Annotated in this window: 21 protein-coding genes and 1 pseudogene; 13 read left to right on the forward strand and 9 right to left on the reverse strand. The window is 43.4% G+C overall.

What is annotated here, in order from left to right:
* Positions 1-11: 11 nt before the first annotated feature.
* Positions 12-293: a pyrimidine/purine nucleoside phosphorylase gene (ppnP, locus tag CTT30_RS20520; RefSeq protein WP_252036833.1), complete on the reverse strand. Its 282-nt coding sequence runs from the start codon at positions 291-293 to the stop codon at positions 12-14.
* A 575-nt stretch (positions 294-868) separates the two neighbouring features.
* Here ppnP and CTT30_RS20525 point away from each other — a divergent pair.
* Together CTT30_RS20525 and CTT30_RS20530 are read left to right on the forward strand one after the other, a co-directional pair.
* A complete protein-coding gene (locus CTT30_RS20525) occupies positions 869-1,315 on the forward strand; it encodes a DUF2850 domain-containing protein (protein ID WP_252037621.1) in 447 nt (148 codons plus the stop codon).
* A gap of 123 nt (positions 1,316-1,438) precedes the next feature.
* The gene (locus tag CTT30_RS20530) at positions 1,439-2,533 is read left to right on the forward strand and encodes a mechanosensitive ion channel family protein (RefSeq protein WP_252036834.1); all 1,095 of its coding nucleotides are present in this window, start codon (positions 1,439-1,441) and stop codon (positions 2,531-2,533) included.
* A gap of 29 nt (positions 2,534-2,562) precedes the next feature.
* On the opposite strand, the gene CTT30_RS20535 is transcribed toward CTT30_RS20530, so the two are convergent.
* Complete coding sequence (locus tag CTT30_RS20535; protein WP_252036835.1) at positions 2,563-3,807, reverse strand: MDR family MFS transporter; 1,245 nt, start codon at positions 3,805-3,807, stop codon at positions 2,563-2,565.
* 148 nt (positions 3,808-3,955) lie between these two features.
* Positions 3,956-5,125 (reverse strand): MBL fold metallo-hydrolase, encoded by a 1,170-nt coding sequence (locus CTT30_RS20540; RefSeq protein WP_252036836.1) that lies wholly within the window; start codon positions 5,123-5,125, stop codon positions 3,956-3,958.
* Positions 5,126-5,234: 109 nt separating this feature from the next.
* Here CTT30_RS20540 and CTT30_RS20545 point away from each other — a divergent pair, with 109 nt between their 5' ends.
* From CTT30_RS20545 to CTT30_RS20580, 8 genes are all read left to right on the forward strand, one after another.
* Positions 5,235-5,843: a TetR/AcrR family transcriptional regulator gene (locus CTT30_RS20545; RefSeq protein ID WP_239835402.1), complete on the forward strand. Its 609-nt coding sequence runs from the start codon at positions 5,235-5,237 to the stop codon at positions 5,841-5,843.
* A gap of 436 nt (positions 5,844-6,279) precedes the next feature.
* The gene (gene vpsL / locus CTT30_RS20550) at positions 6,280-7,674 is read left to right on the forward strand and encodes an exopolysaccharide biosynthesis glycosyltransferase VpsL (protein ID WP_239863794.1); all 1,395 of its coding nucleotides are present in this window, start codon (positions 6,280-6,282) and stop codon (positions 7,672-7,674) included.
* Positions 7,675-7,694: 20 nt separating this feature from the next.
* Positions 7,695-8,885 (forward strand): outer membrane beta-barrel protein, encoded by a 1,191-nt coding sequence (locus tag CTT30_RS20555; protein ID WP_252036837.1) that lies wholly within the window; start codon positions 7,695-7,697, stop codon positions 8,883-8,885.
* A 4-nt stretch (positions 8,886-8,889) separates the two neighbouring features.
* On the forward strand, positions 8,890-9,408 hold the full coding sequence (vpsN, locus tag CTT30_RS20560; protein WP_239835405.1) for an exopolysaccharide export protein VpsN: 519 nt from the start codon (positions 8,890-8,892) through the stop codon (positions 9,406-9,408).
* A gap of 9 nt (positions 9,409-9,417) precedes the next feature.
* Positions 9,418-11,622, forward strand: a complete 2,205-nt coding sequence (gene vpsO, locus CTT30_RS20565) for an exopolysaccharide regulatory tyrosine autokinase VpsO (protein WP_252036838.1) — start codon at positions 9,418-9,420, stop codon at positions 11,620-11,622.
* Positions 11,622-12,314 (forward strand): VpsP family polysaccharide biosynthesis protein, encoded by a 693-nt coding sequence (locus tag CTT30_RS20570; protein WP_239835407.1) that lies wholly within the window; start codon positions 11,622-11,624, stop codon positions 12,312-12,314. Before vpsO ends, CTT30_RS20570 begins: the two co-directional genes overlap by 1 nt.
* 137 nt (positions 12,315-12,451) lie before the next feature.
* A complete protein-coding gene (locus CTT30_RS20575; RefSeq protein WP_239835408.1) occupies positions 12,452-13,027 on the forward strand; it encodes a hypothetical protein in 576 nt (191 codons plus the stop codon).
* 58 nt (positions 13,028-13,085) lie between these two features.
* Positions 13,086-14,405 carry an O-antigen ligase family protein gene (locus CTT30_RS20580; protein WP_252036839.1) on the forward strand — a complete coding sequence of 440 codons (1,320 nt, stop codon included), beginning with the start codon at positions 13,086-13,088 and terminating at the stop codon, positions 14,403-14,405.
* Between the two features lie 47 nt (positions 14,406-14,452).
* Here the strand turns inward: CTT30_RS20580 and CTT30_RS20585 are convergent, their stop codons facing one another.
* The 6 genes from CTT30_RS20585 to CTT30_RS20610 all read right to left on the reverse strand — a co-directional run bounded on the left by CTT30_RS20585 (position 14,453) and on the right by CTT30_RS20610 (position 19,411).
* Entirely contained in the window at positions 14,453-15,151 is a 699-nt protein-coding gene (locus tag CTT30_RS20585; protein WP_370689721.1) for a DsbA family protein, read from the reverse strand.
* Between the two features lie 12 nt (positions 15,152-15,163).
* Positions 15,164-15,664: a protein disulfide oxidoreductase gene (locus CTT30_RS20590; protein WP_252036841.1), complete on the reverse strand. Its 501-nt coding sequence runs from the start codon at positions 15,662-15,664 to the stop codon at positions 15,164-15,166.
* Entirely contained in the window at positions 15,664-17,763 is a 2,100-nt protein-coding gene (locus tag CTT30_RS20595) for a protein-disulfide reductase DsbD family protein (RefSeq protein ID WP_252036842.1), read from the reverse strand. The genes CTT30_RS20590 and CTT30_RS20595 overlap by 1 nt, the downstream gene beginning before the upstream one ends.
* Before the next feature lie 92 nt (positions 17,764-17,855).
* The gene (locus CTT30_RS20600) at positions 17,856-18,221 is read right to left on the reverse strand and encodes a hypothetical protein (RefSeq protein WP_252036843.1); all 366 of its coding nucleotides are present in this window, start codon (positions 18,219-18,221) and stop codon (positions 17,856-17,858) included.
* A 79-nt stretch (positions 18,222-18,300) separates the two neighbouring features.
* Positions 18,301-18,723, reverse strand: coding sequence for a GNAT family N-acetyltransferase (locus tag CTT30_RS20605; RefSeq protein WP_252036844.1), 423 nt, complete (start codon positions 18,721-18,723; stop codon positions 18,301-18,303).
* 49 nt (positions 18,724-18,772) lie between these two features.
* Positions 18,773-19,411 (reverse strand): LysE family translocator, encoded by a 639-nt coding sequence (locus tag CTT30_RS20610; RefSeq protein WP_239874465.1) that lies wholly within the window; start codon positions 19,409-19,411, stop codon positions 18,773-18,775.
* A 208-nt stretch (positions 19,412-19,619) separates the two neighbouring features.
* Between CTT30_RS20610 and CTT30_RS20615 the strand changes: the two genes are divergently transcribed.
* From CTT30_RS20615 to CTT30_RS20625, 3 genes and pseudogenes are all read left to right on the forward strand, one after another.
* A complete protein-coding gene (locus tag CTT30_RS20615) occupies positions 19,620-20,447 on the forward strand; it encodes an AraC family transcriptional regulator (protein ID WP_252036845.1) in 828 nt (275 codons plus the stop codon).
* Between the two features lie 77 nt (positions 20,448-20,524).
* A complete protein-coding gene (locus tag CTT30_RS20620; protein WP_252036846.1) occupies positions 20,525-21,241 on the forward strand; it encodes an AzlC family ABC transporter permease in 717 nt (238 codons plus the stop codon).
* A pseudogene (locus tag CTT30_RS20625) lies at positions 21,241-21,550 on the forward strand (branched-chain amino acid transport AzlD family protein). The gene CTT30_RS20620 and the pseudogene CTT30_RS20625 overlap by 1 nt, the downstream one beginning before the upstream one ends.
* The last annotated feature ends 8 nt before the right edge of the window (positions 21,551-21,558 follow it).

The following is a 21,558-nucleotide window of genomic DNA, read 5'->3' on the forward strand; positions in this document are numbered from 1 at the left end:
GGAGTTGGGATTTATAGATACTCACATAAATAAGCCGTCGTTAGAGACACTCTTAAATCAAAAGAAGAACCTCCGCTAACATCAAATGATTCCCCACTAGAATAAGTCGTCCAAGCATCTTCTCCTACACGCTTAATCGTCAGGCTACCTTTCACCACTGTCATACGCTCTGGAGCTGCAGTGCCAAACGTATACTCACCAGGAGCCATAACACCGACACTCGATTGCTTACCTTCTTGCTCAAATCCTAGCGACTGAACATTGCCTTCAAAATACTTATTTATTTTGATCATGTATCCTCCATGAAAATTGCTTTATGTTTCTGTAACCTAGGGCTTGTTGTAACGGAATCATTCTCCCCAATCAAGCTCGAAATAGCTTCCCGTATTAGACGGCAAGTTTATAAAGTAATACAAAAGCCATAAGTCACCGTATAAACGTCCATGGGCAAGAAGGAACTTGATATCTAAAGATGAAGCTTAGATTCCAACCAAGAGATTATCTCGTATAGATGGCTAATCGAGCGCTGCACAAACAGGAAGGTAGAACTCTTATCAGTGTCTTAAGCACCTTGTAGATCTTATCATTCATTGTATTTTGCAGCATCACAAGACTGACAGGCTATACTTACTGGCAGTAAAATAGAATATAAGGCATTGGTAAAACCTTATATTAACGTAAATAAACCGTGTATTTTTTGGGCTTAAGATCAAACTTATCATTGATAGTAAACATCAATGTTTAAACTCTTACACCAGACTCAGCGAAATACAGGTAAACTTCTCAACCAGTTTACTGATCAGAGCAGTTGAATGTGGCGTTAAACAGAGCAGCAACCAATGCACCAAGATGGAAAAAGCGCTCTTATATGGAAAAAGAAGCTTTTCTAAAATTGTCTTTTGTTACGCTACTAGTCACTTTGGCGGTAGCTTTCTCGTCTCTTCTTTTCTTCAGCTATCAAGATTACGTCCACCCAAAACACGTTTATGGGCGATGGATAGAAATTGGTACACCTGAATATAATACCGAGGTTCTAACCTTTAATGAGAGAGGAGTTTATCGTAACGATCGATTGGTCACGACCAACTTTGATTTTGACGGTAAAGTTATCACAGTGACTACGGGGGGAGGCATTTCTATTTATCAGGTTGCTGGCACATTCAAGTCTCCACAACTTCGTCGTTTAGAACCCAACAGCCCAACTCAACGTTTCATCAAAGCGGGTTACGAAAATACTGTCGATATGAGTGGTAGTAGTGGTTCAGCGAAAAACCGTCGAGCAGCCCTATCAGAGCACTTCAGCAGTAAAAAATAACAATGCCAGTTCAATAACAAACCACATACACTCTTACAGTTGCCATCTCATAAATTGACGGTAGTTTCCCTACCTTCAAGCCTTTATACTGGACTCAGTAAAATTAACAATAAGAACTGTGTAATGAATGAGTTAGTTGCATATTTGCCTAAGAATCTTGTCGCCTTACTGCAAAGCTGGGATACCAATGTTTTATTTATTACCGCTGCCAGTTTTTTTGCTTGGGTAGCTTGGCGCATTATCTATAGCCGATTAGATATTCTTGTTGAGAAAACTCACTTCCATTGGGATGACTTAACTCTCCACGCTCTAAAAACCCCTATCAGTACTCTTATCTGGTGCTGGCCTGCGACCGTTTCACTCGGTTTCATTCTCGAAGACTACTTGGATTCCAAATTAAATTGGCTTAGCACGCTTAAGCTTCTTCTTGTGATTGCCATTTTCATCTGGATTATCATGCGGTTGATCAACAATGTTGAAGAATACGTACTAAAGCAGCATTCTCGTGATGAAACAACGGTTCAAGCGATCGCTAAAGTATCAAGGCTGTTCTTCATCATTATAGGTATGCTAACCATCATGCAAGCCTTTGGCCTGAGTCTATCTGGCTTGTTGACCTTTGGTGGTGTCGGTGGCCTGATTGTGGGTTTAGCCGCGAAAGATCTGCTCTCGAATTTCTTTGGTGGAATGATGATTTACTTCGATCGCCCATTCAAAGTCGGGGATTGGATTCGCTCTCCGGACCGTCAAATCGAAGGTACCGTAGAGCGTATTGGATGGCGAATGACCATCATTCGTACTTTCGATAAACGCCCTCTATACGTCCCAAACTCAGTGTTTAGTCATATCGTGGTAGAGAACCCATCGCGTATGCTCAACCGACGAATCAAAGAAACAATCGGTGTCCGCTACGACGATGGCGAGAAGGTTGCTCAAATCGTAAAAGACATCAAAACAATGCTCAAAAATCATCCTGACATTGATACCAAACAAACCTTAATCGTGAATTTCAACGCTTTTGGCCCCTCTTCATTACAAATGATGGTGTATACCTTTACTAAAACCGTAAACTGGATTCGCTATCATGAAGTTAAAGAAGATGTGTTACTTAAAATCATGTCTATTATTCACCGACATGACGCTGATATCGCCTACCCAACTCAAACACTGAAGTTTGATCCACCTATTTCAGGCGAAGATCTACAAGACAAAGCCTAATAAGAAGCCCACAATCTGTGGGCTTCTATTCATGTTTGCGTTGCAGGCTCCCTTTCCATAGGATCGTCAACGTGTTCCGCATACCAATAGAGCCAAATCATTAACATACATACGACAAAGCAGAAACCGAATAGCCAATTAGACCCTAGCCATTCGATCATGACTCCACCTAGCAGCGGCCCAATAGCGAAACCTAGTGTATACAAGGCAGTTGCTCCAAAGTAGGAACCACGCAAATGTGCTGGCGCCAGACGATCAATTTGAACGTTAATCGTTGGAAAAGTGATGACCTCTCCAAGACTAATAATAAAACTGGCGATAGCCCAACCTATAACTGCATCTTTTGGTGACAAAATGACAGCCAATTGTCCCATTGCGATCAGAATCATCCCGATACGAGTGCGAGTAAAAAGCGGAAACTTCTCCATAAGCTTGAGCAAAGGAAATTGAAATAGAACAATCGTTGCTGTATTGATAAATAACAGCATGGCGATCAAGGTTGCGGAATCCTCAATGCCACTTCTGACTATAACCTGAGGTACCGAAGACTCTAGCTGGGCGTACACAAACATTAGCATCAGGTTAGCTAACATCAATAGAACAAAAATTCTATCCTGACTGATCACTTTGAGCGTTTGACGAAAATGGGGTAACTGTGAACGATCGGGTTGTTGATATTTCCCTTTTCTCTCGATACCGAAGAGAATCCAGAAACTGTATGCTAGGTGAGTAAATCCTGTGATCATAAATAGGTTCTGTGGATTGGATAACGCCAGAGTAACACCAACAAGAGGGCCAATCGCGCCACCGATGTTAAGTAAGAAGTAACGAGTATTGAGCGCTAGCTCTCTGTCTTTTATATCATCCAGACAATCGCCTAACACTGCTTTGGCAGGTCCATCGATAAGAGGATGCATTAAACCAGTAAACAAAATCAGAACGTAGAAATGCCAAACTTCGCTCGCCAAAGCAATGCCGTTATAAGCAAAAAAGGCAACAATACATCCGGCTGACATTAACCATTTTCGACCAAACTTATCTGAAAGATAACCTGAATAAAGACCAGTAACTGAACCGATAAGAGCTGAAGCGGCAAGCATTGAACCGACTTCAATCGCAGATGTATCATAATCTTGATAGAGGAAAACAATCAAAAAAGGCCAAGCCATGAAATAGCTGGTTCTTGCAATGAGTACTCCAATCAAAACCGTCCAGACAGAAAAGTTGAAACGCTTCACTCTTTCCCATTGAAAAAGACTCTGTTCTACATCCATTGACTCACTCCCTTATTAACCAATCTATTGCATAGCCATCAAATTGAGTATATAAGTTTCCAACCAAAAATACAGAGTTATTTGTACATCTAGCAAAAAAGCCCACAATCTGTGGGCTTCTTATTAAATATCATTATTTTTTAGAAAGTTAGAATGTATGACTTTGCAAGCTTAAGTCAGATTTTGCCAAGATTTCATCATGATTTTCCCACCAGAATGATGTCTTAATCTCATTATTGAGTTCAATCGTTTCTCCAACCATAGGAGTGACTAAATCCGCTCCTATGTCATTCGCCTCAGCAATCAGATCTGTCATCGGCTCGTCCCATTTGTGAGCAAACAATTCAAAAGTAGACCAATGCACAGGGAAGAGCTTTTCCGCTTCTAGGTCCTTAAAGGCTTGCATCGTATGACGAGCCTGCATATGACCCCAATTTTCCACCGGGAAGCCCTTACCATCTTTCACGTTCGCGGCGACTTCTATAAATGCCATATTAAAAGGGCCTAACCTCTCACCTATCTCTTTAAAATGTGAATCATAAGCAGAGTCCCCACTGTAGAACATAGAGCCAGACTGGCCATGAATGGCCCAAGAAGCCCATAGCGTACTATTCGAATCCAGCCCCGTTCTACCAGAATTATGGTTAGCTGGCGTTGCCGTAAGTGTGACACCATTAATTGAAGTGGACTCCCACCAATCAAGCTCTTGAATCTTGTCTGGGTTAACTCCCCATTTTTCAAGGTGTCGGCCTACAGCCAGCGGAACCATAAACATTACGTCTTTATTGGCATAGTAGCGGACCGTCGATTCCTCTAAATGGTCATAATGATCATGAGAAATAACGATAGCGTCTGGAAGCGGTAAGTTATCGCGCTCAACAGGAGCTTTTACGTTTCGTGAAAATAGCGTCTTGGCAATCCAGGGGGATGCATATTCAAACACAGGGTCGATCAAAATTCGTGTTCTGTCGATATCAATAAATAAGCTTGAATGACCCAACCAGGTTACGCGTATCTCATCACTACGATGAGCCAATTTATCAGCATCGACAAGTGTATGTGGCAAGGGTGAATTTGGCTTCAAGGCTGCTCTTTCAAAGAAAAATTTCCACATAACCGAAGACAGACTTTCGGAGCTTGGGACGTTCGGCATTCGAGCGATAGCCTTACCGTTCTGAAATTGCTTTGAGTTGTCAATCCGTTCAGCTCTTAAACGCTCACTTTGTCGCAACTCAACATTGTTCTCCGCTTTAAGAAGCTGACTGAACCCCATAACACCTAGTGCTGAAACTATCGATGCTTTGATCATATTGCTCATTTTCATGACCTACTGGCTACCCAAGAAAGTAAACGATGGTGTATACTTTAGTTACTGCAGCATTAAAAGTAAACACCATCGTTTACTTTAAGTATTTTGAGATGAATGCATGATTAAACGAAGCGATATAAAACAAGAAGATATCATCAAATCCGCCATTGAAGTTTTTTCTCAAAAAGGCTTTGAGCAAGCGAGTATGGAAGGTATTTCTAAACACGCTGGAGTCTCCAAGCGCACGTTATATAAATATTATCCAAACAAGGATGCTCTGTTTGAGGTCATTGTAGATAAGCTAATGTGTCGCTTTAATGAACAATGTGAGCTGAAATTTGAACCTTCTGTGTCAGTGGCGGAGCAGCTTGTTGATATCACGCTCAAGCAGATGTGTTACATCAACACCGAAGACTTTCAAATGACTGCTCGCTTAGTGATGGCCGAGTGCATTCGCTGCTCTCATACTTCTCAATTACTGATGAAACAGTTTGCAGCCATAGAGGACTCGTACGGTTTAAATCAATGGGTGCAGCAAGGAATTAATGCCGGTGCTCTTGAGGTTGAGGACATCCCCATGGCTATCGAGCAATTCATAGGCAGTATTAAGGCCATCGTTTTCTGGCCACAATTATTGGGACACCAACCACCCGCAAGCTGCGAACAGCTGAAATCAACGGTTGAGTACGCAGCACAAACTTTTGTTGCCAGATACACCAAGAAATAACCCTAACTTAGGCAAGAGTATTAACCATTGTTCTTGCCTAGCTCCTCTCTTAGAACACTCATTAGGCATTACCGGCCCTAAAAACCAATACTGTATTTAATAAAAAGTAAATACCAATTACTCCCCATTCTTATAAATGAGAAAGTAAAGCCTCCGCTTTCGTCTTCAATTTAAGAATAAAGGAAAAATTTGAAATAAAATTCTCTCATTAAAATAACCCGTAAATTATTGAGTAAAAAGCCTAATATTGTTCTAAGTGATTATTTATTAGTAACTATCCTATCCATTTCCCTCTATACAAAAATAATACATCGCCAGTCTTAATAATGAGCCACCTTATATCATTGCAACATATATAAAGATGTTATAAAAATGCGCCTTGCTATTTTCACATCAATAAAACCTTACAGAGGTTACATGTATTTCAGGAGCCCCAATGAGTGAACGAGGCAGGATACGTATTACCAATTATCACGGTAAAGTCTTTTACCGTTTGATTGACTGCTTGGTAATACTCAGCGCGTTGTATATTGCAATAAAAGCCAACGATCACATTGTTACTTTAGGCTACATTTCTGCTGGGCTGTTAGGTGTCATCATCTACTCTTTCATCGCTGAAAGCCTAGATATATACAGCCATTGGCGCACAGCTAAGCTTCGCTCCCTTGCGCTTTACACCTCGTTTTGCTGGTTCTCGACCGTTGGTGGGCTCACTTTACTTAGCTATTTTTCGAAAACAGGCCCCGACTTTTCTCGCCTGATCATTGGTTATTGGATCGTACTGACCTTTGCCACTTTGCTTATTTGGCGAACGTTCGCTTTTATGGCTCTTTATTATCTTCATCAGAGAGGGGTTCATACCAAAAAAGCCGCTATTATTGGCTTGACGCCTCAAGGTTTAGAATTATCGAAAAACCTGAGTAATCACCCAGAGTTAGGCATTAAACTTACCGGTTTTTATGATGACAGAGAACCTAAAAGACTCTCTAGCGATTTGCCTATACTAGGGACAATAAAAGATGCGTTGGCATTAGCAAAGAACGGGGAAGTACAAAATATCTATATCGCTTTACCTATGCAGGCACAAAAGCGCATTTCCGATATCTTGGAAGCTTTTTCGGATAGTACCGTTAACACCTATGTCGTACCGGACTTCTTTACTTTTAACTTGCTCCACTCTCGCTGGTATACCATTGGTGACGTCAACGCTTTCAGCATATTTGATACCCCATTTAATGGTTTATCAACCTGGCTTAAACGCCTAGAAGACCTTGTCCTAAGCAGCCTGATCCTAGTGCTGATAAGCCCAGTGCTCACTGCCGTTGCGATAGGCGTCAAAATCTCATCTCCAGGACCTATCATATTCAAACAGCTTAGATATGGCTTAGATGGAAAGCCAATCAAGGTTTGGAAATTTCGCAGTATGAAGGTCATGGATAACGGAGAAAAAGTGGCTCAGGCGACGAAAAACGATCCACGTGTCACTAAGTTTGGGGCTTTTATTCGTCGTACATCACTGGATGAACTACCTCAGTTTATCAATGTCCTTCAAGGACGCATGTCTATCGTTGGTCCGCGTCCACATGCCGTGGCACACAATGAAGAATATCGTACGATCGTGAACCGATACATGCTACGTCATAAGGTTAAACCGGGCATCACTGGCTGGGCTCAGGTTAATGGTTGGCGCGGCGAAACGAATACTATCGACAAAATGGAGAAGCGAGTTCAGTTCGATCTCGACTACATCCACAGATGGTCACTATGGTTCGACATAAAGATCGTTTTCCTCACTGTTTTTAAAGGTTTTGTCGGCAAAAACGCCTACTAAGTCATGGACATGATTTTATTATGAATAGATTCAACAAACTCATCTCACCCACTAGCGGTTTTCTGACGATTGCGATGTCTTATTCCATCTGTGCTGCACCAACACCAGTGCCGATTGAAACAGAGTCAGGCATCGCTATTGTGCCTTATCTGAACCTATACAGTGGCCATAACAGCAACGTAGCGAAAGAAGAATTCAATGAAACCAGTTCTTGGTTTAGCGTGTACGAGCCCGGCGTTGGGTTCGAGCTTGAAAATGGCAAACATAAGCACGACCTAGGATACCGTATCCAACGCGGTGAATTCTTTAGCTCTCAGCGGGACAACTACACCGATCATTTTCTGGATCTCACCAGTTACTGGGAAGCAAATTCAAGAAACGCACTCGACCTGCGTTACAGCTTAGCAAAAACGCATGAAAATCGTGGTGATAACGACACAACGACTGACCTCGACTACAACAAGTATGTCTCGAATTCTTTCAATCTTGGTTATCGTTATGGCAGTACCGAAGCTAAGGGGCAAATAGAGACCAATGTCGGTTGGGGGGACTTGTCGTACAAGAATAACCGCAATGTAACTCGTTACCAGGATTGGGATGAAGGACGATTCAGTACCGCTTTCTTCTACAAGGCATTTCCAAAAACCTCTTTATTAGCACAGTACATTGTCAATGACAGAAGTTACAACGAAGTCGCTCCAGGCTCTAGTGAACGTGATAGCTTGCATCACTTCATTTATCTAGGCACATCTTGGGATGCAACAGGAAAACTTCGCGGGAGTGTGAAGGTAGGTTATCAAAATAAAGAGTTTGATGCCTCGCAACGAAAAGATTTCGATTCTTTCTCTTGGGATATTGATGTCGCTTACTTGTTAAGAAGCTACTCGGCACTAGAACTGAAAACCAACCGTAAGTCGACCTACCCTAATGGACTTGGCGGTGCAATTGATACCTCAGTTTACAATGCGAACTGGTCTCATAACTGGACGGAGATCATCTCAACAAACACTGAGCTTTCTTATATGTCAGAGGACTATACGGACAGCACGCGAGAAGACGATACGTCGAAAGCCAGCGTTTATCTTGATTATGATTTCCGTCGTTGGTTGACGTTCAAAGGCGGGGTGTCTTATGAATCACGTGATTCAAACCTAAACAACTTTAGCTATGACCAATCCGTCTATTACATAGCGCTAGAAGGTGTAATGTAAGCTCATGAAGTCTCTATTTTCAATTCTGCTGCTATGTCTTTCATTTCAAGCTATGGCTAGCGATGAGCTTTATCGTCTTGGCGTTGGTGATCTGATCAAAGTTCAGGTCTATGATGAACCTGAACTGTCACTTGAAACTCGAGTCAGTGACAGCGGTTCCATCGATTATCCTTTTCTAGGCAGCATCGCTCTCAAAGGCCGTACGCTCAGAGAAGTAAAACAATCGATCCATGATGGCCTACTCGATGGTTATTTAGTGAACCCTAACGTTTATGTCAGCGTTGTCGAGTACCGTCCTTACTTTATCAATGGTGAAGTCATCGCATCCGGTGGCTATCCATTTCATCCGGGGTTAACCGTCAACAAAGCGATCACTATTGCCGGAGGCTTCACCGAGCGTGCGTCAAAAACCAAAATTTTTGTCTCATCCAGTGATGAACCCAACTCTGAGCCGACTCGTGTTTCCCTACTTCACCGAATCCAACCTGGTGACATTATCACCGTTGAAGAAAGCTTCTTTTAATTGAATATTATGGAAAATACCCAGAATTCTCCGGTGAGCAAAGAAGAGCTCATTGATATCCGCCAATATTTCAAAGTGCTGCTTAACTACAAGTGGCGCATCATTGTTTTTTCACTATTGGTGACTGCTATTGCGGTATTGGTTGTATTGTCTTTACCATCAAAATACACCGCCCGAGCCACATTATTAATTGAGTCCAAACAGGCTAATATTATCTCAATCGAGGAGTTTTACGGCTTAGATACCAAAAGCCAAGAATACTACCTCACTCAAATCGAGATTCTAAAATCGGATCGCGTGTCTGAAGAGGTGATCCGTCGCTTGAATTTGGCTAACCATCCTGAGTTTGATCCTCGTGCACAAGAGGAATCTGACACTTCACTGAAAGACAAGTTAATTGAATGGTTTCCTGTATTACAAGCCTTTAGAAAATCCCTACCAGAGCAGGATCTTGAAAAGTCGGAGTACGCCAGAAACAAATTAGTCTTGTACAAATTCAAACGCGGTTTAGCGATCAATCCGATTCGAAAGACTCAGCTTGTACAGATCTCTTATACCAGCAGAGATCCAGAATTATCAGCACAAATTGCCAATGAAATTGGCCGTGTGTTTATGGATAGCAACATAGAAGCCAAAATCGAGGTCACTCAACAAGCTTCCAGCTGGCTTAATGAGCGTATTGGTGATTTACGTGAGAAGTTGCGCCAATCGGAATCTCAGCTCCAAGCCTTTTTGCAGGCTGAAGGGCTGGTTGATATCCAAGGGGTCGAGAGTCTGGCTTCGCAAGAACTCGCAGAGCTGACGTCCCAGCTCAACAAAGCTCGGGATCGCCGAGTCGCTTCGGAAACCTTATACCAAGTGGCCAGAAATTATAAATCTGATTCAAGCCAGCTATCAGCACTTGCCTCGGTCCCTGAAATCTCAAATCACCCGACGATTCGTGACGTCAAAGTGGCGGAAGTACAGGCAGAGCGAAAGGTCTCTGAGCTTTCAAAGCGCTACGGGCCTAAACACCCAAAACTCAAAGCCGCGATCGCCGAGCGAGAGTCCGTGAAGAAAAACCTTCGTTCAGAATTAAACCAGTTACTGAACGGCATCAATAATGAGCTTAAAGCTGCAAAGCAGGCTGAGCAAACCATTCGTCGAGAACTCGAAAATCGCAAAGTCGAGTTTCAGGCACTAACGGTTAAAAATGCCAAATATTCAGAGCTTAAACGTGAGGTACAGACCAACCGTGAGCTATTTGATTTATTCTTAAGTCGCCAAAAAGAAACCAGTGCATCAAGCGATTTCAACGCCAATATTGCACGCTTTACGGACTACGCTAGCCCTCCGTTAGCACCAAGTAAGCCAAATCGTAAAATGATCGTGATTCTGGCGTTTTTGGCCTCTCTGAGCTTTGGTTGTGTAATGGCATTTGTCGCGGATGCTGTAAATGATACTTTCACAGATATCAAGCAGGTATCCAAGCAACTGTCTCTGGAGATTCTGGGAATTGTGCCGTCACTAAAAAGCAAACGTCCACTGGATAGCAAAGCTTATTTTGATGAGCGTAATCGCCAGTTAACAGAAGCTATACGTACTGTTCGTACGGGTTATCTACTGGCAAACTCAAATAAGCCTAGCTCTGTAGTCATGGTAACCTCGTCGCAGCCTGATGAAGGGAAAACCACCTCAGCACTAAACCTTGCGCTATCTCTGGCTCAGATGGAAAAGACTTTATTAATCGACTGCGACTTGAGAAAACCCACCATCGCACGTCGATTTGGTTTGCCATCAGCGCAGCCTGGGGTGACAAACGTATTGACGAAAACCCACGCCATTGAAGATTGTATATATCGGGATGATGAGTCAGAGTTGGATATACTCGCTGCGGGCACATACACCAACAACCCGCTTGAGTTGATCTCTTCTACCAGCTTTTCTGACTTTATTGAGCAGTTAAAAACGAAGTACGATCGCATTATCATCGATACACCACCATGCCTCGCCGTCAGTGACGCATTTATGCTGTCTCGCTATGTCGACTCTGCTGTTATCGTTATCAACGCGTCTCAAACCCGAACCAAGACAGTACGTGATGTCGTCGGTAAGCTCGCTCAGCAAGGAACAAGAATCGATGGCGTTATCCTCAACAAACTTAATGTAAAGAAAGCTTCAGCCTATAGCGGTTATAAACAGTACCAATCATACTACGGGGTCGAGAACGCCTAATGAAAGGTAAGTTGGCCGCTTCTTTATCTAAGTTAGGATTAGCATTGTCCGCTATATTTGTCCTTTATCTCTCATATCACTTTGGCGTAGCGTCTCTCTACGCCAAAGCGGTATCGAACCAAATTGAACTATGGGATAAATCAGCCGATAAACCTAAACTCAGTGACATCGAGCAGGCTGAAATGCTCATTGAATCGAGCATTAAGCACCACTCTTCACATCCACACTATTTCGATTTACAAGGAAAAGTGTACGAGTGGAAAGCTTACATCAGCGATGATGCAGAGAAACAGGCTTATCTTGAACTCGCGAAAAGTGCTTATCTTATTAGTGCTGAGCTTCGACCCAATTGGCCCAATACTTGGGCCGATTTAGCGACTTTAGAGACTCAGCTTCTAGGAGCTAACCGAGAGCAGTATCTGCATCAAGCGGATATAAAAGGCCCCTACATACCTCAGGTAAACTTTAAAATCGCCACTTTAGCTTTGTCCAACTGGCAACAGTTCTCACCCAATGAGCGCAAGCTAGCGATGCCCCACATCTATAGGGCGATTAAGCATAAAGATGTCCGACAGAGATTTCGTGACTACCTGACACAAAACAAGAAATTCCGCTTCGCTTGTATCGTAATGAAGCAAATGCCGGATATCGACTACGCATCTTTAGCCTCATGTCGCTACCTAAACATATAAGTGTTTCAAAAATGAGTAAGCAAGAGAATCATTTTTAAGAAAAACATAATCTTAGTTCAATATTTGTCGATTAATCAGCGTAAAGCCATATACTGGCTGGATTGTCGCCTCACTGTGAGTAAGTAGGAATTAGCATAATGAACCACAAAATATGGATGTTGATAACCAGCATAGTGTTTTCAACACACAGCATGGCAGAAGAAGTCTCTAACGTTGCCTGTTCAGATATTGATGCCATTGAGGCTTCATTAAACGACACAACAGATGTCACCTCGACACTGATTAGCTTACTCTCGAGCTGTCCTGAACAATCAACTGATATTTTGGCAATGGCTTCACAAACACATACAAGTGAGAGCCTTGCGGTTCTGGATGCAGCCATTCAAACACTCGCTCCAGAACAAATGGCTAAAGCGACAGCAATTATTGTCAGCCATGCAGCGCCTGATGCCTACGAACAACTTATCCAGCAAGCTGTGCTGGCTGCTCCAGATTACGCGCAAGACATTGTGGATGCCGTTGCAGAGCTCAACCTTCTTGACCCAACCGACATTCTTGTCGCTGCTATTTCAGGTGGTGCCGACCCGGCGTTAATCAGTGAACCAACCGCAGCAGGTATTGCGACAGCTCCACCTTTGGCGGTGAATCCGGGTGCTACGACCGCACTTGGCACGGGCAACGGTAGTGGCGGCGGTACTGCCTCGCCTAATTAAGTTGAATTTGTATTGTTAAGGCAGGCCTTGAGCCTGCCTCTTTTTTTGTGCTTTTTATATGACACGTTTCCTTGAACGACTCATTTATCCTGCGTTTCTTCTGTTTGTATTTTGGCTACCAGTTCCTTTGGGAGGTAACCGTCCATGGGCATGGTCGATTAATGAATTTATCATCGCGGGAATGCTGCTTCTCTGTGTGATTTGTTATTCCAGCGATCATTGGCGACATAGCCTTAAACGAACTCAGTCGCTGTTAGTACCATTAACTATTTTTACGGTATGGGCTTTTGCTCAGCCTCTATTCCCTTTTGGGTCTTTTGAAGACACAGGGCTGGCACTCGTTTCTTCCGTTAAAACACTGCATTATTTACAGCTTTGCTTAGTCGCATCAGTGGTCATTACTAGCATGTCAAGACTCAAAACCCTGCTCATCGTCATGGTCAGCAGCGGGGTGTGCCAAGGTTTTTATGCGGGGGTCATTCAATTGCTCGACCTGCCTCTCTCACCCATGTTTGATTTACCAGTGGGTCATCGAGCCTCAGGGAGTTTTGTTTATCACAATCATCTGGCAAACTTCTTATTGATCAATCTTTGTATCGGCTTTGGCTTGCTAATCGCACAATTGCAAGATAGCCAAAAGCAAAGTATTCGCCTGTCTGCACAACGCTTTTTCGCCGTGTTCTTATCCGATAAGGCTTTTATTCGTTTGGGCTTGATCATTATGGTCATTGCTTTAGTTTTGACCCGGTCGCGAATGGGGAACGTCGCTTTTTTTGTCGCTTTAACAACGGGCAGCTTACTCCTATTACTGCTGTATAAAAATAAACCTAAAAGTATGTATGTTCTTATTGCCAGCCTGTTCATGATTGATACTGTGATCGTGAGTACATGGTTTGGTTTAGACAAGGTCAAGCAGCGTTTAGTCGAAACCAGCCTGAGTAATGAGTCGCGAGACGATGTGATTTATGCTGCCTTGGAGGCCATTCAGCAACAACCATGGCTTGGTTATGGTGGAGGAAGCTTTTACTCTTCATTTCAGGCATTTAATAATGGAAACATCCAATTATTTTATGACCATGCCCATAACGACTATGTACAGTTTGTTTTTGAATATGGACTAATTGGTAGCTCAATACTAGCTCTTATCGTTATTGCCTCTCTTCGTAAATCTATAGTGGCATTTAAACAACGTCGCAGCCGCCAAATGAAAGGGGCCGGGCTAGGGGCTTTTATGGCTATCTTGGGAATGTTAATCCATATGAGTGTCGACTTTCCATTGCAAGCACCTGCTACTACTCTCTATTTCTTACTTTGTCTACTCATCGCTCACTGGGCTGTTACCATCCCTGCCGTAAAGCGTAAACGCCCAAATGATTAGCGAGTAAGCGAACACTCCTTCTCAATGAAGGAGTGTTCCTTTTTTAATTACAGGTGTTTTTCAACCACTTCTTCTAACTTTTGGTATGGTACGTACCCTGGGATAACATCTTGTCCGACGATCAATGCAGGTGTTCCTCGCAAGCCAAAACCATTGAACAAAGCGTAATTGTTCTCTAACTGTTGTTCGACGTCTTCAGGATTATTTAAGTATTGCTCCGTGCCTGTTTTCTTGGCAATTTTAGCCAGAGAAACCGCATCATGAACTCCGGGTTTTGCAACCAACAATTCATGCACCTGCGGGTATTTCTCCCGTGCGTTATGCCATACATTTAAGGCATAGCCTGCTGAATTGACGTTAGACATCCCTTCCTTTAGAGGGACGTATAAGTTAATGATTTTAACCTGAGGATAATCCTCAATTAACTTCTCCAATTCAGTATCAAGTTTTTTGCAGTAAGGGCAGCTGTAATCCGTCACATTGATTAATGTCAGCTCAGCGTCTTCTGCCCCCATAGAAGTGTGTTTCGGGTCATTAATATACGCTTTGCTGCTCGACAAAAGTTGATCAAACTGCTGCTGTTGTTTGACATACAAACCCAAACTATCATGAAGCCCATCGACAATACTCGGGTTGGCGTTAAGCATTTCGACAATCTCACTGATCTTCTCATCCTGCGTTTGTGCTTGGACTAAGGGGGCGATAGCAAAAGTGCTCATCGCTAAGATAATTGCTAATTTTTTCATCACTTTTTATTCCTATTGATTTAGCCAAAGCCTGGCCAGCATTCCTGGTGGTGTAGTGATTCCTGTTGTAATACTTTCCACCTTGCCCTCTTTGACTATAAAAATGCTTGGGGTCACAGAGATATTCCAACGATTGAATATCTCCCCTTTTTGATCATTAATATTGCTAAATTGATAATCTTTTGCCTGCATGAACTGCTTAACACGCTCTGAAGGACCTGACGAACCGGCAACACCGACCACTGGATAATACTGGCTGAGCCAATCAACCGTAGGGCTGACAAACTTACATGCAGGACACCATGTTGCCCAGAAATAAACCACTACAGGTTCTTCATAGCTCATCGCAATAACGTCGACGAATTGATCATCCATAGTCCTCCCCATAATCGGTGGCGCAGACTCCGTAGGCAGACTCTGACTACGAAACCAATCCATAGCAGAGGTAATGGCAATACCCAATACCACCAGAATCAGAACCTCTTTAAGCCAGTAACGTACAGAACGTTTCACTAGCGGTTTCCCCCTGCAGTTGCAATCGCTTCCATAACTGCGTCACTTGATAAAATGACGGGTAGAGGGATACCCTGAGGTGCTTCAGGACCATAGACGATATTAAAAGGAACACCAAAGCGACCATTCGCTCTTAGGTAATCAGTGACTGAACCATCTGGGTGTGTCCAGTCTCCCTCAATCAGAGTCATCGAAGGATGCTTCAGTGCAGGGTAAACTGGATCCTGAAGGATGACTCCAATCTCATTTGCTTTACAGGTGACACACCAATCTGCCGTGACATTCACAAATACGGTTTGCCCCTGTTCCACAGCTTGATGAATGCGTTCGTCAGACAGAGGCTGCCAAACAAGATCATTGGGTAATGGTGTCGCCCAATGTTCGGTCGTCAAGCTGGCTAGTACAAATCCACCTGCCAGCAAGAGTACGGCTGCAGAGCCAGAAATTGCCATCGCTTTATCGCCATAAACCTTCTTAACGCGGGCCAGAATCAGCACTACTGAAGGCAACGCTATTAAGACGATCCAGAACGAAGGAATATGGTTGTTTAACAGTGATAGTAACCACACACTGGTCATTAGCATCATGATGCCAAACAAAAGTTTGAGCTGGTTCATCCATGCGCCAGGCTTAGGCAGTAAGTTGGCGATTCCAGGGAAAAGTGCAACACCAATCCATGGCAGCGCCATACCCAACGCTAATGCCGTAAAGATAGCCAATAACTCCAACGAGCTGGCGGCTAAAGCAAACGCAACCGCGGTGCCTAAAAACGGAGCCGAGCACGGAGTTGCCAACAGAGTGGCAAACATACCTTGGGTAAAGTGTCCGGTGTAGGAGTTATCCCCTTTTGATGCCGCCCAAGTGTTGGCTTGTGATGAAAGACGAATTTCGAACAGACCCAGCATATTGGCACCGAACAGACCAGTAACCAGCACCATAATGGCAAGAAACCATCCACTTTGAAATTGGATTCCCCAACCGACGGCATTGCCCGTCAGCTTGAGCACCAAAAGAAATGCCGCGAGTAACCAGAACGAAGTAAGAATACCTGCCGAAGACGCCAAGAATTGCCAACGAATCTGGCGTCGCTCTACCCCCTGAACCGCAACGATACTGCTCAGCTTCATCCCCAGAACAGGTAATACACAGGGCATTACATTCAGGATTAGGCCACCAAATAAGGCAAAGCCGATCATCGGCAACAGAGATATATCTTCCTTAACGATGGCACCATTAACGACAACAACATCTTGCTCAGCAAGGAAATTTTTGTCCTTAACTGTGACAAACACGCTCTGGTCATCAAACTCAATCTCCCCGAGCCAACTCGACACTTCAAACGTAGCAATGACCGTGTTTTCATCAACATTAACATTGGTTAACTTGTAGCTATACTCTTTAGCCTCATCGGTATGCCCATCCACAATTAGCTCAGGTTCTTGCCAGCCCAGCGCCTTAGTCATCTTTACCTGAAGAACATTCGCGCTCGTATCCCAAGTCGCTGTTGCATTCGATAATAAAGGAGAAGACTTAGGTACCTGACTGATCGCCTGAGCATGTTTATAGAGCGCTTCTTGATTAATCATTAAGTCACTTGGCATAAACGTGAGCGAGAATGGATAATCGGTAAGCACGCAGATCGTCGTACAAGATGACATCGTTAAATTAGCATCGATCGACACCGGCTGAGAGAAATCTTCAACCTGCAACGTCATCGGTATGGTCACCTTTTCCTTATAACCGAGAGTGTTGATACCCAATAGACTGAACTGATCGGGGTAAGGCCAATGCCATTTCACATTGGCTAAATTCGTTGATTCACCCCAGTCAATGGAAGGTGCTATCCCCCCTTCACCAGGGCTACGCCAATAGGTTTTCCAGTCATCATCAAGCTCGACCTCAAGTAACCCCTCGACTGTTTTTGCCGATTCGTCAATTTGACCCGTAAGAACGAAGCGGGTTTTGAGTGGCGGGTGCTCTTCCTTACTCATCCAGCCTGTATCGACTGGTGTTGACGCATAAGCCATAGACAGCACCGCACTCAGCGCAAGCAACAAAGATATTATGCTGACAGCGGTGCCTTTAAATAAACTTCTCATGTGTATTTCCAAAATAGTCACCATTTTATTCAATGGTTGATGTAACAGACGTATTGAATCCTCTGACAAAAGTCAGAAATCAGTGACTAAATTTATTCTCTAAAAACACACAAGGTGAGGTGAACCCTAGACTTGGGAATAATGGGTTCAGTAAAGGAAGGAGTCTCTGGCCGTCCCTGAGTCAGCCAAGCAACGATAATCACAAAGAGCAAAAACATCGGTACCATCATGTTATCAAGGTTAACCTTGGCACTACTGAGCAGTTTTTCTGTCAGATCGCATTGTTTTTGAATCTCGTCACTATTATCGCTGAACTGGATAGTGTCGGTAACCACAGACTGCTTAAACGAGCACATACTGATGATACTGGTGTTCTGCATAAAGCAGATAGCAAAAACCCACCCAACTAAAAGTAGGGTAATTCTCGCCATTGCAGCAGATTTCAAACGCTTGATCATCAACTCTTTTAAATCCGAGTGTTAAACCGCCCCATTATCGGTGTGCGGTCAAAGTGAGTGTTAGTGTAGTGTCAGAACTTTACGAGACAACTTTCTTTTGTAAAAAAATCTTATCAACACCAGCGGTAGGAAAGCCGTCATAACGTCCAACCTCTTTAAATCCTAGCTTAAGATAAAAATCTGGCGCCTGAAACGAGTAAGTATCCAGATAAATATCCGTGACACCGTAAGCTTTGGCTTCTTGCTCTACACGCGCCATCAGCTTTGAACCAGTTCCAGCAGAGCGTTTGGCTTCATCAACCCACAAAAATTCAACAAATAAAGTATTCGTGAATATCTCTCCCGTTAAGCCACCAGCAAAATTGCCACTTTCATCTTCTGCAATACAAGCCAATGAGACAATATCTTCATCTGGAAAATGCTTAAGATTAAATGACTTCAGACCATTGTAGATGGCATCTTTAATATTTTTCGGCGGGTTTAGCATAAAACTAATGTGCATAGAATTCCTTTCCTAACAATAAGTAAGGCCAGCTAAAGCCGGCCTTACCTTACAAATCTGCGATAAACGAGCTTAGCATCCAAATTGCTAAAATGACAAAGATCATTCCCATAAATTTATGCTGATAAGTCCTGAACTTTGCATTTTCCAGCAAGGGTTTGCCCAAGGTACCGACCAACGCCACGAGCAGAAAATTGAAAAGCAACCCCAGCACATTGAGCAATAATCCCAAGACTAACATTTGCTCACCAGATGATGCTTCAATCTTAGCCGAAACAAACTGTGGCAAGAACATAACAAAAAAGACTAACGCTTTCGGGTTGAGTAAATTACTGACCAGCGCTCTTTGATAAAAAGCCCCTGCCATTTTAGTTGATGACTCTAGTTCAGGGTTTCCACTGTCATTGGCTCGCAAGCAATCCCAACCCATTTTTAGCAAATAGCTTCCACCTAAAAGATGGAGTGCTTTGAGCGCTAAAGGGCTCATTGCTACCAAAGCAGAAACACCCGCTGCTGCGAGAAGGGTCAGGATCACGCCTGATGTAGCATTCCCCAAACTGGCAAACACGCCGACCCTGCGGCCATAACTCATACTTGAGCTAGCGATCAAAAGCATATCTGGGCCAGGCAGTAACAAAAGTGCCACTACCGCGGTTAAATAAACAGGAAGCACTGAAATATCAATCATAGTTATTATATTAGCCAGAAAAGAAAAGGCGGAATTTTATAGCAACCTAAAATCAATAACCAGATTTTTAATTCATAAAATACCCAAAAAATCGACACATAAATTCACAATAAATCCTTCATACATCCTTAGTCAGACAGCAATTTTGTACAAAAATAAATGAAACTTATAAGCTAGACTGGTGAGGGATTAATAACAGGGTGTCTTTATGGCTGAGAAGAACAAAAAGGAATCGGCACGTTTTCAACTTGCCTCTGAGCTTGGCGGGCTTGAATTACTAGACGCAAAATACACGAATCAAAACTTTTCTCGTCATAGTCATGAAGGCTATACCGTGGGTGTCATAGAAAGAGGAGCGCAAAAGTTCTATCGAACTGGAGGCAATCATATAGCTCCACAAGACAGCATTATTTTGGTCAATGCAGATGAAGTTCATAACGGTCAGACAGCCACTGAAGGAGGGTGGGAATACAAAGCCATGTACCCTCTTCCTGAACAATTCACACAATTAGCAAGCGGCTTAGCTTCAAATTTGTCTACTCCCTACTTCCCTGATCCCGTCGTCTACGACCCAGAGATGGCGCAGCAGCTTAGGCTTGTATTTGATGTTTTGGAGAAATCAGATAATAAACTTCTCCGAGAAACCTTAGTTTATGGCACTCTCATTAAGTTGATGGCTCGACACAGTAAAAACCGTCATTCCAGTGATTTGATCACATCGAGCTCTGCCAGCCTCAGCTTAGTGAAAGAATTTCTTGATGATTTTCCCCAAGCCGATGTATCTCTCGAAGACTTAGCAACACTCGCCGAGTTAAGCCCGTTTTATTTGATTCGAAGTTTTCAAAAGCTGTATGGTTTGCCTCCACATTCGTACCAAATTCAGTCAAGGCTGAGATACGCAAAACGTCTTCTCAGGCAGGGGATGACAATTTCCGATGTCGCTCAGGAATCCGGGTTCCACGATCAAAGCCACTTCCATCGCCACTTCAAACGAGCGATGGGCGTCACACCAAAGCAGTACTCCAGCAGCATTTAACTGAGCAATTTTATACAAGGCACACGCTTCGACGTATGCCTTAATAAATAGCAAGTCTAACAACTAATCTGATTTTTATGAGTAGCACAACATTGAACCCTTCTTACTCGCCAAGCAAACCACGCTTATTCATACAAGGAACCTTGGCCATGATGCCATTGAGCATTGCCGTTATTCCTTGGGGACTACTGGCCGGCTCTTTTGCGATAGATGCAGGACTGAGTGTGGCAGAAAGCCAAGCGCTGTCAGCGATTCTTTTTGCCGGCTCCGCTCAACTCGTCGCTACTGGCATGTTAAAAGCTGGGGCTGGGCTCACCACTATGCTTTTAGCCACATTTTTTATCACCTCACGCCACTTTTTATATAGCGTCTCTATGCGCAGCAAAGTCAGTCCATTACCACTCAATTGGCGCTTAGCGCTTGGTTTTTTATTAACAGATGAACTGTTCGCTATATGCGGTCAACAATCTGAGAAACAATTTGATCCTTGGTATGCACTTGGGGCGGGGCTGAGCTTTTATGTCTGCTGGAACCTAGCGACATTGGCCGGTATTGTAGCTGGAAGCCAAATACCCGCAATGAATGAGCTTGGTCTGGAATTTGCGGTCGCCGCAACCTTCATCGCAATCGTGACACCAAACATTAAGAGTTCGCCAACACTCATCGCCGTTCTGGTTTCCCTGGTTGTCTCTGTTCTGTGTCACTATTTGATGATCGATTCAGGTCTTATGATCGCAAGCGTTTGTGGCATGGTAGCAGGCTATAGCTGCGAGACGTTAAGAGGGGAAAATTAATGGTTATGCTGTCCATTTTCGCAATGACAATGCTGGTTTTTCTCAGCCGTTATTTGTTTCTTGAACCTAAATTACCCCTTAGATTAAATCCTAAAGCACATCGCTTACTCAGCTATTCAAGCCCGGCTGTCTTAACCGCCATTTGGGCACCGATCGTATTCATGCCCGAAAAGCAACTCTGGCTAGCACCAGACAACCCTTATCTAATCTCAGCTATGTTAGCGGCAATATTGGCATGGAAGACAAAAAAATGTGCTGCTGACAACCTTAGTAAGCATGGTTGTGTTTGTCGTTCTACAATGTATTTAACCCAACAT

Origin of the sequence: Vibrio coralliilyticus, from assembly GCF_024449095.1 — a bacterium.
Lineage (GTDB): Bacteria > Pseudomonadota > Gammaproteobacteria > Enterobacterales > Vibrionaceae > Vibrio > Vibrio coralliilyticus_A.